This is a genomic window from Paenibacillus sp. W4I10, assembly GCF_030816325.1.
GTDB classification, from domain to species: Bacteria; Bacillota; Bacilli; order Paenibacillales; family Paenibacillaceae; genus Paenibacillus; species Paenibacillus amylolyticus_B.
Genome location: NZ_JAUSXX010000001.1, coordinates 6,436,159 through 6,450,146 on the forward strand (window position 1 = coordinate 6,436,159; position 13,988 = coordinate 6,450,146).

7 protein-coding genes and 1 pseudogene are annotated in these 13,988 nt (G+C 47.6%); 6 read left to right on the forward strand and 2 right to left on the reverse strand.

What is annotated here, in order from left to right; translation table 11 throughout:
- Window positions 1–234: 234 nt before the first annotated feature.
- The 4 genes and pseudogenes from QF049_RS28900 to dnaI all read left to right on the forward strand — a co-directional run bounded on the left by QF049_RS28900 (window position 235) and on the right by dnaI (window position 8,725).
- A complete protein-coding gene (locus QF049_RS28900) occupies window positions 235–1,554 on the forward strand; it encodes a glycoside hydrolase family 125 protein (RefSeq protein WP_307542352.1) in 1,320 nt (439 codons plus the stop codon).
- Window positions 1,551–4,731: pseudogene (locus QF049_RS28905) on the forward strand (beta-galactosidase). The gene QF049_RS28900 and the pseudogene QF049_RS28905 overlap by 4 nt, the downstream one beginning before the upstream one ends.
- The gene (locus tag QF049_RS28910; protein WP_307542354.1) at window positions 4,728–7,511 is read left to right on the forward strand and encodes an alpha-mannosidase; all 2,784 of its coding nucleotides are present in this window, start codon (window positions 4,728–4,730) and stop codon (window positions 7,509–7,511) included. Before QF049_RS28905 ends, QF049_RS28910 begins: the two are co-directional and overlap by 4 nt.
- Window positions 7,512–7,774: 263 nt before the next feature.
- Window positions 7,775–8,725: a primosomal protein DnaI gene (dnaI, locus tag QF049_RS28915; protein ID WP_076319793.1), complete on the forward strand. Its 951-nt coding sequence runs from the start codon at window positions 7,775–7,777 to the stop codon at window positions 8,723–8,725.
- 128 nt (window positions 8,726–8,853) lie between these two features.
- Here dnaI and QF049_RS28920 read toward each other — a convergent pair whose 3' ends face one another.
- Window positions 8,854–9,009, reverse strand: a complete 156-nt coding sequence (locus QF049_RS28920; protein ID WP_017692450.1) for a hypothetical protein — start codon at window positions 9,007–9,009, stop codon at window positions 8,854–8,856.
- A 263-nt stretch (window positions 9,010–9,272) separates the two neighbouring features.
- Here QF049_RS28920 and trxA point away from each other — a divergent pair, with 263 nt between their 5' ends.
- On the forward strand, window positions 9,273–9,590 hold the full coding sequence (trxA, locus tag QF049_RS28925) for a thioredoxin (protein WP_017692451.1): 318 nt from the start codon (window positions 9,273–9,275) through the stop codon (window positions 9,588–9,590).
- A 410-nt stretch (window positions 9,591–10,000) separates the two neighbouring features.
- Complete coding sequence (uvrC, locus tag QF049_RS28930; RefSeq protein ID WP_307542356.1) at window positions 10,001–12,088, forward strand: excinuclease ABC subunit UvrC; 2,088 nt, start codon at window positions 10,001–10,003, stop codon at window positions 12,086–12,088.
- Here the strand turns inward: uvrC and QF049_RS28935 are convergent.
- Window positions 12,057–13,754 carry a CPBP family intramembrane glutamic endopeptidase gene (locus QF049_RS28935; RefSeq protein WP_307542358.1) on the reverse strand — a complete coding sequence of 566 codons (1,698 nt, stop codon included), beginning with the start codon at window positions 13,752–13,754 and terminating at the stop codon, window positions 12,057–12,059. The genes uvrC and QF049_RS28935 overlap by 32 nt on opposite strands.
- Window positions 13,755–13,988 lie beyond the last annotated feature (234 nt).

Sequence of the window (13,988 nt, forward strand, 5' to 3'; positions counted from 1 at the left end):
GAGCTATATAAGATGAACTTAAACATGTACACATAACGGAGAGTGCAGAACCAGATGGAGAAGCGAAGCGTTCGCCTTTATCACCGGATTTTCCCTTTAGAGAAGGGAATCAAAAAAACTGGGGATAACAGCGATCGGAAGATGGTACTGCAATCGTAGTGTCCCAGTGTACAGTTAATGGGTTTATCTTTTATAGCTACACCATTCAATATGTTTAAGGAGTTGCACTCATCCATGGAACAGTTCAGATTACCCAAAATACCCATGCCACCTGTTGCTTTGCCACAATCCATTCAGGCCGTGCTCGAAGAAGCAGAACAGAAACTGGCTCACCGACCAAAACTGCTTCAATTATTCAAAAACTGCTTCCCCAACACTATCGATACAACAACCAAGTTGATGGAGGACGGTACGACTTTTATTATCACGGGAGATATTCCGGCTTCCTGGCTGCGTGATTCCGTGGAGCAGGTGGTACATTACATTCCGTTTGCAAAAGAAGACGAGGACCTGCAACGCATCATTGGCGGGCTGATCAAACGTCATATCCAGTATGTTCACATCGATCCATATGCCAATGCCTTCAATGAGACTGCTAACGACTGGCATTGGAACACTACGGACGAGACCGAGATGTCACCTTGGGTGTGGGAACGCAAATTTGAGATTGATTCATTATGTTTCGTTGTGCGCCTGGCCTATTTATATTGGAAGGAAACCGAGCTGACTGACATTTTCGATTCCAGTTTCAAGGCAGCGATGCGTAAAATCGTGGATTTGTTCAAAGTCGAACAGCATCACATGGAACAATCCCCATATCGCTTCACACGCAATAACGGTATCCCAACAGATTCCCTGCGCAATCACGGAAAGGGCATGCCAGTCAATTACACGGGTATGATCTGGTCCGGTTTCCGTTCCAGTGATGATGCGTGTGATTTCCACTACAATATCCCTGGCAACATGTTCGCGGTGGTAGCTCTGCGCCAAATGCAGGAGTTTGCCGAGTGGGTGTTCCGGGATATGGAACTTTTGCAGGAATTGAGGGATCTGGAGCAGGACGTGGATCACGGCATTCAGTTGTACGGTATTTATCGTCATCCGGAATTTGGACCGATCTATGCGTACGAGACGGACGGTTATGGCAACCACTGTCTCATGGACGATGCGGGTACCCCGGGACTCATGTCCATTCCATATCTGGGTTACGTCACAGCGGATGATCCGATCTACCAGAATACCCGCCGCTTCGCTCTGAGCAAAGAGAACCCGTTCTATTATGAGGGCAAGGTTGCCAAAGGAATCGGTAGCCCGCACACACCACCAGATTACATCTGGCATATGGGATTGTCCATGCAAGGTCTGACTGCGCAGTCTGCCGAGGAGAAACTGGAGATTATTCGCATGCTCGAAGCGACAGATGCGGATACAGGTTATATGCATGAAGGCTTCCACGCTGATGATCCAACGATTTTTACACGAAAATGGTTTGCATGGTCCAATAGTTTGTTCTCCCAGTTGGTCTATAAATCCATGAAGGATGGCCTGTTATGAGTATCCAACCTAATGATAAAAAGCTGATTATCTTCGCTGATCCTGCGTTTCCAATGGAAGGTGCTTTTCCAACTGAGCAGGCTCTGAATACATGGAAAGCAGTCAAAGAGATCACCGTTGTAAACGCCGAAGAACTCGCAGAGTCTTTGAAGACTACAGCAGGTGAAGGATGTCTGGTCAATCTGCATGCACCCTATTTTCCCAAGTCCGCCTGGACGGAGATTGCAGCTTACCTGCACCAAGGCGGAAGCCTGATCAGTGTGGGGGGCGCACCCTTTAAACGTCCGATTCGATATGAGAATGGGGCATGGGTCGTAGAGTCCGAGCAGACCGCGTATCATCAGGAACTCTATATTCATGAGGCACTGAACGTATCTTCTGCCAATGTGCAATCGTACACTTCATCCGAACAGATCCCGCTTCTCACTGGGAAAGAGGGGCTGTTCGAGAAGGCAGATACATGGAATCTGGTTCCACATACAACCAAAACAAGTGATCTGCCCCACCAGATGGGTTCATCAGGACCGATGAGTACGCAGATTTACCCATTACTTCGTGGCATGAGTAAGGACGGGCGCAGTGTCGCCGCTCCGGTCGTTCTGTGGGAAAACTCGCGCGGGACTTTCGTTGGTTCACGATGGATATTTGTGCATCTGCCGCTGACCACCTCATTCTGGACGCAGGATGGCGCTGACGAGATTGTGAAGTGGGCGCAATTCTGTGCGCAAGGTGTAACTGAGTTATCCCTGAAAACGAATTATGCTTCGTATGAGCCAGATGAACGGGCTGTACTCACACTTCAAGGCCAGATTTTACAGCGTGCAGGCAATAGACTTACCGAGTCCGAACTGTGGACGTTTGACATAACGGTCGAGCATGAGGATCGCATAAGTGGAACGACGGAGAAGGTATGGAGCCATCAACTGGAGATGGAACTTTCCGGTGAGCAGCGTTTCGAACGTATACTTCTCCCGGTTTCCATTGAAAGTGGGCTGTATCGGATCGTATGCCACGCGCAGGCACCTGACGGGGAAGTTCGGGCCTTGCGTCAAGGCTTCTGGGGACAAGATGCAGCATTGCTGGCAGAAGGGGAAGTGATTACCCGCAGCAGGGACTATTTTGTAAAAGACGGACGTCCTCTGCCCGTTGTGGGCATGACCTACATGACCTCCGATGTGGCACGGAAATTTCTGTTTCTGCCGAATGCGGATGTTTGGGATCGAGACATGGCCCAGATGGCAAAAGCAGGAATCAACTGGATTCGGACGGGAATTTGGACCGCCTATCGCAACATGATGCAGGTGGACGGACATATGACAGAGGATGTGCTTCGTGCCATTGATGCATTTATTTTAACGGCGAAGCGCCACGGCTTGCAGGTCACGTTCACTTTCTTCTCCTTTACACCGGAGACATGGGAAGGAACGAATCCGTATTTGGACCCGCAGAGTGTCGAAGCACAGAAACGTTTCATCCGCAGTATCGTCAGTCGTCACACGCATACAACACATGTGGACTGGGATCTGATTAATGAGCCATCCATGTTTGATCCGGTGCGCATCTTCTCAGCTGGTCCACGCTCGGCGAGGGATTCATATGAACAGCAAGCCTTTGTCGAATGGCTTCAGCAGCGGCATCAGACGATTGAAGCGTTGCAGGAGGCATGGAACATGTCACCGAAGCAGCTCCCCAATTTTGCAGCCGCGGTGATCCCGGAGGCAGAAGAGATTAACTTTGATGTACAGGACATGCACAAGGCCAAAAAAGGAACACGCTGGCTCGATTACTGTCTTTTCTCCATGGAAATGCACAATGTTTGGGCAAGAGAGCTTGTAGGTACGATCAAGGATCTGGTACCGGATCATCTGGTCACTGTGGGACAGGACGAAGCCCTTGGTGCACAGCGTCCTTCGCCATTCTTCTATGAACGAGAAGTGGATTATACAACCGTGCATTCCTGGTGGTTGAATGATGATCTGATCTGGGATGGCATTTTCGCTAAAACGCCACATAAGCCAAATCTCATCCAGGAGACGGGCATCATGTATGTGGAAACCCCGGATGGGCGAGCCAAACGTACGGAAGAAGAGCTTCGTGGCATTCTCGAACGCAAGTACGCCTATGCTTTCTCGACAGGCGGCGCAGGAGCGGTGCAATGGATATGGAACACCAACTTTTATATGGATAATGCCAATGAGTCTCATATCGGAGCCTTGCGTGCAGATGGTACGGAGAAACCGGAGGGCGGGTGTATCTTATGATTTCGGCCGATTCATGCATGGCATTCGTGATCTCTTTGAAGACCGTGAGCTGGAGGATATTGCAGTGGTGTTCCCGTATTCCAATGACTTCTCCAACCGTGCCCTGGCCTATGATGCCACAACGAAGCTTACTCGCGTGATGTCCTATGATCTGAAACTACCATTCCGTGCGTTATCCGAATATCATCTGGAAGCACTGGAGCAGCAGCTACCGAAACTGATTATCGTGCCGAGTCCGCACAATATGGACAGCGATGCACTTCAACAATTGCTCACGTTTGCGGAGAAGGAAGGTACAAGTCTGCTCATCACTGGACCACTGGGGCTGGATGCATACTGGAAGGCAACTGACCGGGCAGATCATATCGTAGGCAAACGCAGTCTGGGTAACGTGCAGCGGGAAGAACTGCTGAATATTAATGGCGTGAATCACCGGGTGACCTATGGACGGCGTCGTATCGCCGAGGTGGCGAAGGAGACTTTGCTTCACAGGGATAATGTTACACCAGATGAAGTACACGTTCTGCCTTTGGGCAAAGGGAAATTAATCTGGACTCCACTGCCGCTCGAGTTAAATGGACGGGACGAGCCACTTGCTGAATTGTATCGTTATGCAACCGAGATTTCGGGCATCGAACAGGAGTTGGAATGGATATCTGGCGGAGATATCGCAGGGATCTACGGCCGGAAGCTGAGTTTTCCAAAAGGGAATCTGTATGTATTTGTATCGGAGTTTGCCTTGAACCATGAAGTTCATGTGAGAGATCAACGTACAGGTGTATCGTACTCGTTCCAATTGGAGAAAAATCGTTCGGTGCTGTTTGCGACAGATGCTTCCGGAAAGCTGACTGCGGTGTATCGCCCTGATGAGGTTGAGATTGTACAACAAGATGAAAGAGGTGGGATCACACGATGACCAAGAAGAAGAGAGCACATATTATTTCGCATACCCACTGGGATCGGGAATGGTACTTGCCGTATGAGAAGCATCATATGCGGCTTATTAAGCTCGTCGATTCACTGTTGGATCAGCTTGATGAGGGATCGGACTACAAAAGCTTTTATTTAGATGGACAAACGATTATCATCGAAGATTATCTTCAGGTTCGACCGGAGCAGAAGGAACGACTGGAGAAACATATCCGCAATGGACGGATTGTGATTGGACCATGGTACATTTTACAGGATGCGTTTCTAACAAGTGGAGAAGCCAATGTGCGCAACATGCAGGTTGGACATAAGGATGCCAAACGTTACGGCACCCCTTCGAAAATTGGTTACTTTCCCGATACATTTGGATTGGTCGGACAGACCCCGCAGCTGATGCAGCAATCAGGCATTGATAATGTGTTCTTTGGACGTGGTGTGAAGCCTACGGGATTTAATAATACGGTTTCGGATGCCGGATATGAATCAAGCTTCTCGGAGCTGATGTGGGAAGGACCAGACGGATCGAAAGTGCTCGGCGTATTGTTTGCCAACTGGTACTCCAACGGAAATGAAGTTCCAGTAGACGAGGAATCTGCCCGCAAGTTCTGGGAAACCAAGCTTGCAGATGCCGAGAAATATGCATCGACCAATGAGTTGTTGTACATGAACGGATGTGATCACCAACCGATTCAACGAGACCTGCCAGAAGCGATTCGCATGGCTGAACAATTATATCCCGATATCGAGTTTGTTCACTCGAATTTTCCAGATTATCTGGAAGCTTTGAGAGCATCGTCTGAACATGAACTGTCCACGGTCAAAGGCGAACTGCGCAGCCAGCGTACCGATGGCTGGGGAACTCTGGTGAACACGGCCTCGGCTCGTGTGTATCTGAAACAGATGAACCAACTGGGCCAGACCATGCTGGAAAAAGTGACTGAACCCCTGGCATCCTACGCCTATCTGCTTGGACACGCCTATCCACATGATCAACTGACGTATGCCTGGAAAACGCTGATGCAAAATCACCCGCATGACAGCATCTGTGGATGCAGTGTGGATGAGGTGCACCGTGAGATGGTGACACGGTTTGATAAGAGCCGTCATGTAGCAGAGGCATTGATTGAGGAGAGCACCAGCCAGATTGCCACAGCCGTGGATACCTCCATATTTGCACGTTATGGCGAGCAGGCTCGACCTGTTGTGGTGTTTAATACAACGGGTTGGGAACGCAGCGGTGTGGTTCAGATGGAACTGGACGCGGCTCGGTTGTATTTCCGGGATGGATATACATTGGAAGAGATGGCGGCACAGATGAAAGCCGTTGAACTGTCAGACCGCATACTTGTAGATGAAGATGGTAACCACATTCCATGTACGGTGGAGGATCTGGGTCTGCAATTCGGCTATGATCTGCCGGATGACCGTTTCCGCCAGCCGTATAGCTGTCGGGGCGTTCGTATTCGTTTTGAAACAGAGAATGTAGCTGCATTTGGCCTGAAAACCTATGCATTGGTCAACTTTGCGGATGATGCTAAGAGTGGTACTCCGTCGAAAACGACCACGCTGTTGCGTGGTGAACGTGGCATGGAAAATCAACATATGATTGTCACGATTGCAGACAACGGTTCATTCACACTCACGGATAAACGAACAGGCCGGACTTATAAGGACCTTGGCGTGTACGAAAATGTGGGTGATATCGGTAATGAATACATGTTCAAGCAACCAGAGAATGAAGTTGCATTGACAACACAAGCACTTCAGGCCGAGATTCGGGTTCTTGAGGATACATCATACTTGGCCTCGTTCGAAGTGATTCATCATTGGGAAATACCAGAGTCAGCAGATGAGATGCTCGATCAGGAACAGCGGGAACTGATTTATTATCCACATCGCAAAGCCCAGCGTTCAACTAAAATGGTTCCGCTCCAGATTCGCACGGTTATATCACTTAGTCGTAATGGAAAAGGAGTACAAATGGAAACAACCTTCAACAATCAGGCGAAGGATCATCGGGTACGTGCTCTTTTCCCAACGGATCTTGTATCTGCTGTTCATCATGTGGATTCCATGTTCGAAATTGCAACGCGTGATAACAAGCCTGCACCGGAGTGGCAAAATCCAAGCAATACACAGCATCAACAGAATTTTGTGGATGTGAGTGAAAAGGACGCCGGATTGGTCGTTGCCAATCTGGGTCTGAATGAATATGAAGTCCTTCAGGATGGGCGCAACACCATCGCCGTAACGCTGCTTCGTGCGGTGGGCGAACTCGGAGACTGGGGTTTGTTCCCGACACCTGAAGCACAATGCCTTGGTGAACATACGTTTAAAATCGAGATCATTCCGCATGATGGCAATGGTGCAGCGTCAGGTGCATTTATTGAGGCGTATCAGTTCCAGGTTCCTTGGACGCTGGCACAGACTGAAGTACACCCGGGTTATCTGACACCTAGCAACACACCGTTTGCATGGCAAGGAGACGGTTTAGCATTTTCTTCACTCAAGGTAAATGAGGATTCCGGTGATGTGATGCTCCGCTGGTTCAATATGACCACCGACTCTGCCACGTTGAAGCTTGCAACATCACAAGTGATTCCACAGCCATTCGAAACGGCATACAAAAGCAACATCCTGGAGGAAGAGGGCGAAATGCTTCATTCCCACAACATAGAAGAGGCGTTGATATTATCATTTGCCAGCAAGGAATGGAACATACAGACAGGTTCATGCGAGATCGTTACTGTCGGCTTGCGCCGCTGATAAAAGTTGTTTAAAGAGCCGAAAAACAGACTTTTGAACACAAACTAAAAGGTACAGGACTGCAAGTGTGCTCTAAACGAGGCATTACGTACGGTGGTGAAAGGGTTACGCTATTTACCAGATGTATCTGTTGAGTTATTGGTTGTTTTTCTATAGAATGAACAGTAGAATTGCAAATGATCGAAAGTTCCTATGCCATCAAGATGGTCAGGGTACACTTCAATTGTTCATTCTATATTGAAACATTAAGGGGGCTTGAAGCCATGGAATCCTTGGGAGGACTGCTTCAGCAGCTGAACCCTGCCTTTCGTGAGCAATCGCGGCGGATTGCGGCGGAATTGATGGAAAATCCGTACGTACGCGAATTCCGCGCAGGTCATCCTGAACTGCAAGATGCACAGCTCATGACCGATCTGAGCAAGCTGTTTCAGTACGCCAAAGACTCTAAGAACTGTGCGAATTGTCCGGGACTCGACAACTGTCCTAACGATTTTCAGGGCCACTTTTGCAAACTGGAAGTAGAACATTTTAACGGTAAACCCGAAATCATAGATATAAAAGCGCCTTGTTCCAAACATATCGCTCGGCAAAATGAACATATCATTAAGCAACGCATTCGCAGTTTCTATGTGGACGAGCGAGCGCTCAGTGCTGGGTACAACGACGTTGAGATTATGGGCAAGGATCGGATGCGTGCTCCGGCAGTGAATCAGGTGCTTCGTTATATTAGGGAGACCAAGGAGAATGGATTATCTCCGCAAGGACTGTTTCTGGAAGGAACATTCGGGACAGGCAAGACGTTTCTGATGTGTTACCTGCTGCATGAACTGGCTGTTGCAGGTCACACGGGTGTCATTATCTATATGCCTGACTTTGTGGAGGATCTGAAATCCATGATCAGTGAAGGGCAGAAGCTGAAGGAAATGACGGATATTTTGAAAAGTTGTGATCTGCTCATCTTTGATGATATCGGGGCAGAGAATCTGAACCCCTGGGTTCGAGATCATGTGATGGGGTCCATTTTGAACTATCGGATGAATCGTAAACCTACGTTCTATACGTCCAATTACAATCTGGATGGGCTTGAAAAACATCTTAGTTTCACCAATCGGGACGGCGAGGAAATGAATAAAGGCCAGCGTCTCATGGACCGAATTCGTCCATTTGTGGATGTCATCTCCGTTCGGGGTGAGAATCAGCGCGGTAAACGTTAATTGTTTAGTCTTTTGGTCTGATCTACAAATTATACTTTTTATACAATAAATAGTCCCAAAAAAAGCCTGGCTTTCGCATTGTCGCGAAAACCGGGCTTTTCTGGTCCTGCGTGAGACCTGTGAGTGTCCTATTCGGTGAGGAATTTGAAGATAACCATACCGAAAAAGATCACTGTCATCAGGCCGGCCATGCCCGCAACACCCGCGATCAGATCAAATAGATCGTTGCGGGGTTCCTCGTTCACATGTTCACGCGGGTCGCTGATCCGCACATTTGCATCCATGTTATTGCCTCCTTATGGGGAATACAGCTTGCCCGTATGGGAGCTGAACCCGGAGTAATTTTAGTATACTTGGAAAAGAAAGCGTTTGTAAAGATTTTGAAGTTGGTATGCCACATCCTGTAATTGTGAAGATTTGATGTTGGGAAGATGAACATTGCAGCGTTCAATTCACAAGTTTGATGTACCTGTGTTATACTGGAAGTGTCGTTCACGACGTTACAGGTTAAAATAAAACCGTAAGTATATATAAGGAGGACAATTTCATGGCTATTGTTAACGTATCCGATCAATCCTTCAACGCTGAAGTAGAAGGCGAAGGAACGGTTCTTGTTGATTTCTGGGCGCCTTGGTGTGGTCCTTGTAAAATGCTCGCTCCAATCCTGGAAGAGCTGTCCACAGAAGTTGGCGATGCAGTGAAAATTGCTAAAGTTAACGTGGATGAAAATCCGGAATCTGCTTCCCGCTTTGGCGTAATGAGCATTCCAACTTTGATCTTCTTCAAAGACGGTCAACCGGTAGATAAAGTGGTTGGTCTGAACTCGAAAGATGCGCTCAAAGGAATTATCGCAAAACACCAATAATTTACAGGTTTACACATACGCCTCCGGTTTACATGCCGGGGGCGTTTTGCGTCGAATACCTTTATATAGGACAATATAAAGTATATATTTTTTATAAAATGAAACTGGAAATTTACATGTTTAACGAAGAAGACAGAAATGAACTGTAGAAGCATAGCCATTGCAAGTTTTATCCGAGTTTCACTTTTAATATGTATTGGACTAATTACTCACACAATAGCGGAGAGAACAGAAAAAACCTGAAAAAGCAAAGCGCTCGCCTTTATCACCGGATTTTCCCCTTAAAAAGGGGGATCAAAAAAATCTGGGGATAACAGCGATTGGAAGGTTGTTCTGTTATCGTAGTGTTCGTGTGAATTATTTGTAGGGTGAGGATTTCAGCTTTTTCGGGAAGGAGGATTCAACGAATTATGGATCAATTTATGAATGATTTGCAGGATCAGGAGAAGGCATTGGAGCAGATTCGTCACAAGCTCGCTTTGTTGCCAGATATGTCTGGATGTTACCTGATGAAGAACAGTGAAGGCACCATTATCTATGTAGGTAAGGCTAAAGTGCTGAAAAACCGCGTACGCTCTTATTTTATCGGCAGTCATAACGGAAAGACTCAGCGACTGGTGTCTGAAATTCGTGATTTTGAATATATCGTGACAGGAAGTAACATGGAAGCACTCATTCTGGAGTGTAACCTGATCAAGAAACATATGCCGCGGTATAACGTGTTGCTCAAGGATGACAAGACATTCCCATATCTTAAAATTACAAATGAAAAGCACCCCCGGTTGGAAGTAACCCGGCGTGTGCTGAAAGATAAAGCCAAATATTTCGGACCTTATCCGAACTCATATGCGGCACATCAAACGAAAAAACTGCTCGACCGCATGTATCCACTGCGCAAATGTGGTGTAATGCCCAAAGAAGTGTGCCTGTACTATCACATGGGACAGTGTCTCGCCCCTTGTGTGAAGGAAGTGGAGAAGGAGCAATATGACCAGATTTCCCAAGAGATTGGTTCATTTCTGAGCGGTGGTCACGAAGAGATCAAGAAGGATTTGCAGCGTAAGATGCAAGAGGCTGCGGAGGATCTTTATTTTGAACGTGCCAAGGAGCTGCGCGACCAGGTAATCGCCATCGATGCGATGATGGAAAAACAGAAAATTACGATGGCCGATGCCAGAGACCGTGATGTATTTGGTTTTGCCATTGATAAAGGCTGGATGTGTGTCCAGATACTATATATGCGTCAGGGTAAAATGATTGAACGTCACGTATCTACCTTCCCGTTTTACGGTGAGGCGTACAGTGACTTCATGTCCTATGTAACGCAATATTACAGCGAGAATCCGGCATTGCCACAAGAAATTTTGTTGCCGGAAATGCCCAAGGATCTTGCAACGGATAACGACAGTTTGGATATGGTATCTGTTGATGATGGATCGGTACCTGCCGCAGTTACGGTAGAGTTTGAGCAGGCGGGACAAGTGGAGCACAGTAACGCTTCCCAGCCACTGGTTGCTGAGACTCGTGCAGCTTACGGAGGTTCCACTGAGGCAGAGGGTGAACAACCTGACAGTATGCAAGAGGATGCTCCAACAATGGACTCAACTGATTCAACTGAAAAGCTCCCAGCAGGTCTGGAAGACCCAACTCAGGTTGCCGCTGCTTTACAAGAGTGGTTGGAGATCAAAGTGCTCATCCCGCAACGTGGATTGAAACGCCAGATGATCACCATGGCCGTGGATAACGCACGTGTGGCATTGGAAGAGAAGTTCCGTTTGATTGAGCGAAATGAAGAACGTACATCCAAAGCTGCCGAAGGACTGGGACGTTTTATTGGATTGGATCAGCTTCACCGTATTGAAGCGTTTGATAACTCGAACATCCAGGGTACAAACCCGGTATCTGCCATGATCGTATTTACCGATGGTAAACCGGATAAGAAGGAATATCGGAAATACAAGGTCCGTTCGGTTGAAGGACCGGATGATTATGAAACGATGAGAGAAGTCATCCGTCGCCGTTACGAGCGGGTATTAAAAGAAAATCTGCCCCAGCCTGACCTGATTGTGGTCGATGGTGGTAAAGGACAGATCTCGGCTGCGGTTGATATTTTGGAAAATGAGCTGGGGCTGTTTATTCCGGTATGCGGACTGGTGAAGGATGCGAAGCATAAGACTTCACAGTTGATGATCGGCAATCCACCGGAAGTCATCTCCCTGCCTCGGGATAGTCAGGAATTCTACCTGTTGCAGCGGATACAGGAAGAGGTCCACCGTTTTGCGATCTCGTTCCACCGGGAACAGCGTGGCAAGTCGATGGTAACATCACGTTTGGATGCCATTCCAGGGATCGGAGAGAAGCGGCGTAAGTTGTTGTTGAAACACTTTGGCTCTTTGCGCAAAATAAAAGAGGCCAGCGTCGAAGACTTCCGGCCTCTATCTATTGGTGACAAACTGGCAAATCAGATTATTGCAGCACTTCGTGATGAGGAGTCGTAACATACGGCTTCTCTTTTTGTTTTGGATTAAATTTGTAGACCACATATCCAACGATGGCCGGGAGTACAATCCAGAAGAGTCCGGCAGTCATATTCAGGGCATCGCCCATAAAGACCAAGCTGAGTCCCATCAACAAGCTGTCGAAGATCACATGGGCGAATACAACGGCAATGAAGCCGTGACGCAGCATGATCAGACTGAACAGCAATCCAATCACCATCAGCTCAATGGGACGGGTGATTACTGGATAGATCGGATACAAAGTGTGTCCAAGTGCCCAAATGATGGTTGGGATCAGACAGGCAATAAACGTGTTACGCACAATCTTTTGCATCATGCGAATGCCAAACAGTCGATAAACAGTTTCTTCACCAATACCGGCCATCCAGGCCATGATTGGGAAGAGCCAGGCATAGGTCATATTAAATGTAGATTGATCTGCTGACGTCGTTGACCATGTGCCGATGCTTCGTTCCAGAATGAAGAACAGGATGGATTGCACACCCAGTAGAATGAATGCCCACAGGTAACCAGCGTACATGCTGTGAAGTACATATTTTCCGTATCCCGGTTCTTTGGCACGAGGCCACGGGTTCAGACCTATTTTACGCCACATGCCGTCACCGGCAACAAGGGACAGATAGATGGTTGCACTCATGACCAGTGTAATACCCGTCTGCATTAACATCAGGAACGCTAACATGAAGCTGGAGAGCCCTTGTGCCTGAAAGAGTGGAATCATGTTCAGCGTACCAATTACCGAAGCTGCGAAATACACCAGTGAGAGAATGATTCCGCGTTTGAAAGATGTATGTGCTCGGGTCAGAATGCTATAGATGATTGCCAGCACGCCCAGTACAAAGGTCAGGAATGCATAGCCACCATAAGTCATCCAATTGGCTTGACGCGTTTGATCTTTCACATAATCAGTATGGGATTCAGGAACCGAGAAGCCAGGATCGAACGAGCGTACCGCACCCTCTTCAAAGGTAAAATTCAGTTCAAGCTTGGAGTCTCCAATGGCTTTTTCAGAGTCCACATACTTCAGTCCCGCTTCACCATCGCGAGTATCCAGTTGAAGTGCCGGTACTTCATAACCGAATTCGGTCAGAACGCCAGCAGCGAGCTGTTGTTTCTCGTCCAGAGATATATTGCCTTCAGCAAGTACTTGCGATGTGGTCACTCGTCCACTAACCTGCTCCGCCTCAATGGCGGTATAGAGGGAAGAAGGCAGTTCCCGTTTGAAGCCGACCACTTTTCCTGTTTTCATATGTACGTCAACATTAAGATATCCGCCTTTGTCCTGATCAGGCAAACGAACGCGGAATACATCGTAAGGATAGCTTGTTTCCCATTTCTGGTTATAGGTATCAAGTTGTTTGGTTTTGGCCATATACCCATAGATATCGGAATGTGTCTGGTAGGTTACCAGAGTTTTTTCATCATCATTTGGCAGTGAATAGTCATTCACAGAAGCTGCGAATGATCGTGCGGATTGCGTCGCCTGCTCCTTGGTTATGAAGGACGTGGACGGAATTTCTGTCGTTTGTGATGAGGTAGCAGGAAAGATCTGAAATACAAAAAATAGAATCAGGCCAATCGCCGCAAGCAACCCCAGCCGCTTGAAGTTAGCCTTGAGTTGCAAAGGCTGCCCTAAGGGATTCATGTAATGTTGTTCCTCCTTATTTAATAGAGGTTGTTCAAAAAGTCCGCTTTTGATTACGAAGGGTGCCTAACGGCATCATCAGCATCGAATATGGAATTCAGCCGAAATAAGTAGAGGCTTACGAAGTATGTTTCCTTCGGAAACATTGCGGTTGCTCACGTAGCTCTATCTACGCTCCGCTACTCCATTTCTAACTTTATCCCATCTTCTTGATACTGAAAACCGCCCTTTTTG

What these genes read in the sequence shown, in the direction of transcription:
- QF049_RS28900 (WP_307542352.1), top strand. Translation starts at nt 235, where the DNA reads ATGGAACAGTTCAGATTACCCAAAATACCCATGCCACCTGTTGCTTTG.
- QF049_RS28910 (WP_307542354.1), top strand. Translation starts at nt 4,728, where the DNA reads ATGACCAAGAAGAAGAGAGCACATATTATTTCGCATACCCACTGGGAT.
- dnaI (WP_076319793.1), top strand. Translation starts at nt 7,775, where the DNA reads ATGGAATCCTTGGGAGGACTGCTTCAGCAGCTGAACCCTGCCTTTCGT.
- QF049_RS28920 (WP_017692450.1), bottom strand. Translation starts at nt 9,009, where the DNA reads ATGGATGCAAATGTGCGGATCAGCGACCCGCGTGAACATGTGAACGAG.
- trxA (WP_017692451.1), top strand. Translation starts at nt 9,273, where the DNA reads ATGGCTATTGTTAACGTATCCGATCAATCCTTCAACGCTGAAGTAGAA.
- uvrC (WP_307542356.1), top strand. Translation starts at nt 10,001, where the DNA reads ATGGATCAATTTATGAATGATTTGCAGGATCAGGAGAAGGCATTGGAG.
- QF049_RS28935 (WP_307542358.1), bottom strand. Translation starts at nt 13,754, where the DNA reads ATGAATCCCTTAGGGCAGCCTTTGCAACTCAAGGCTAACTTCAAGCGG.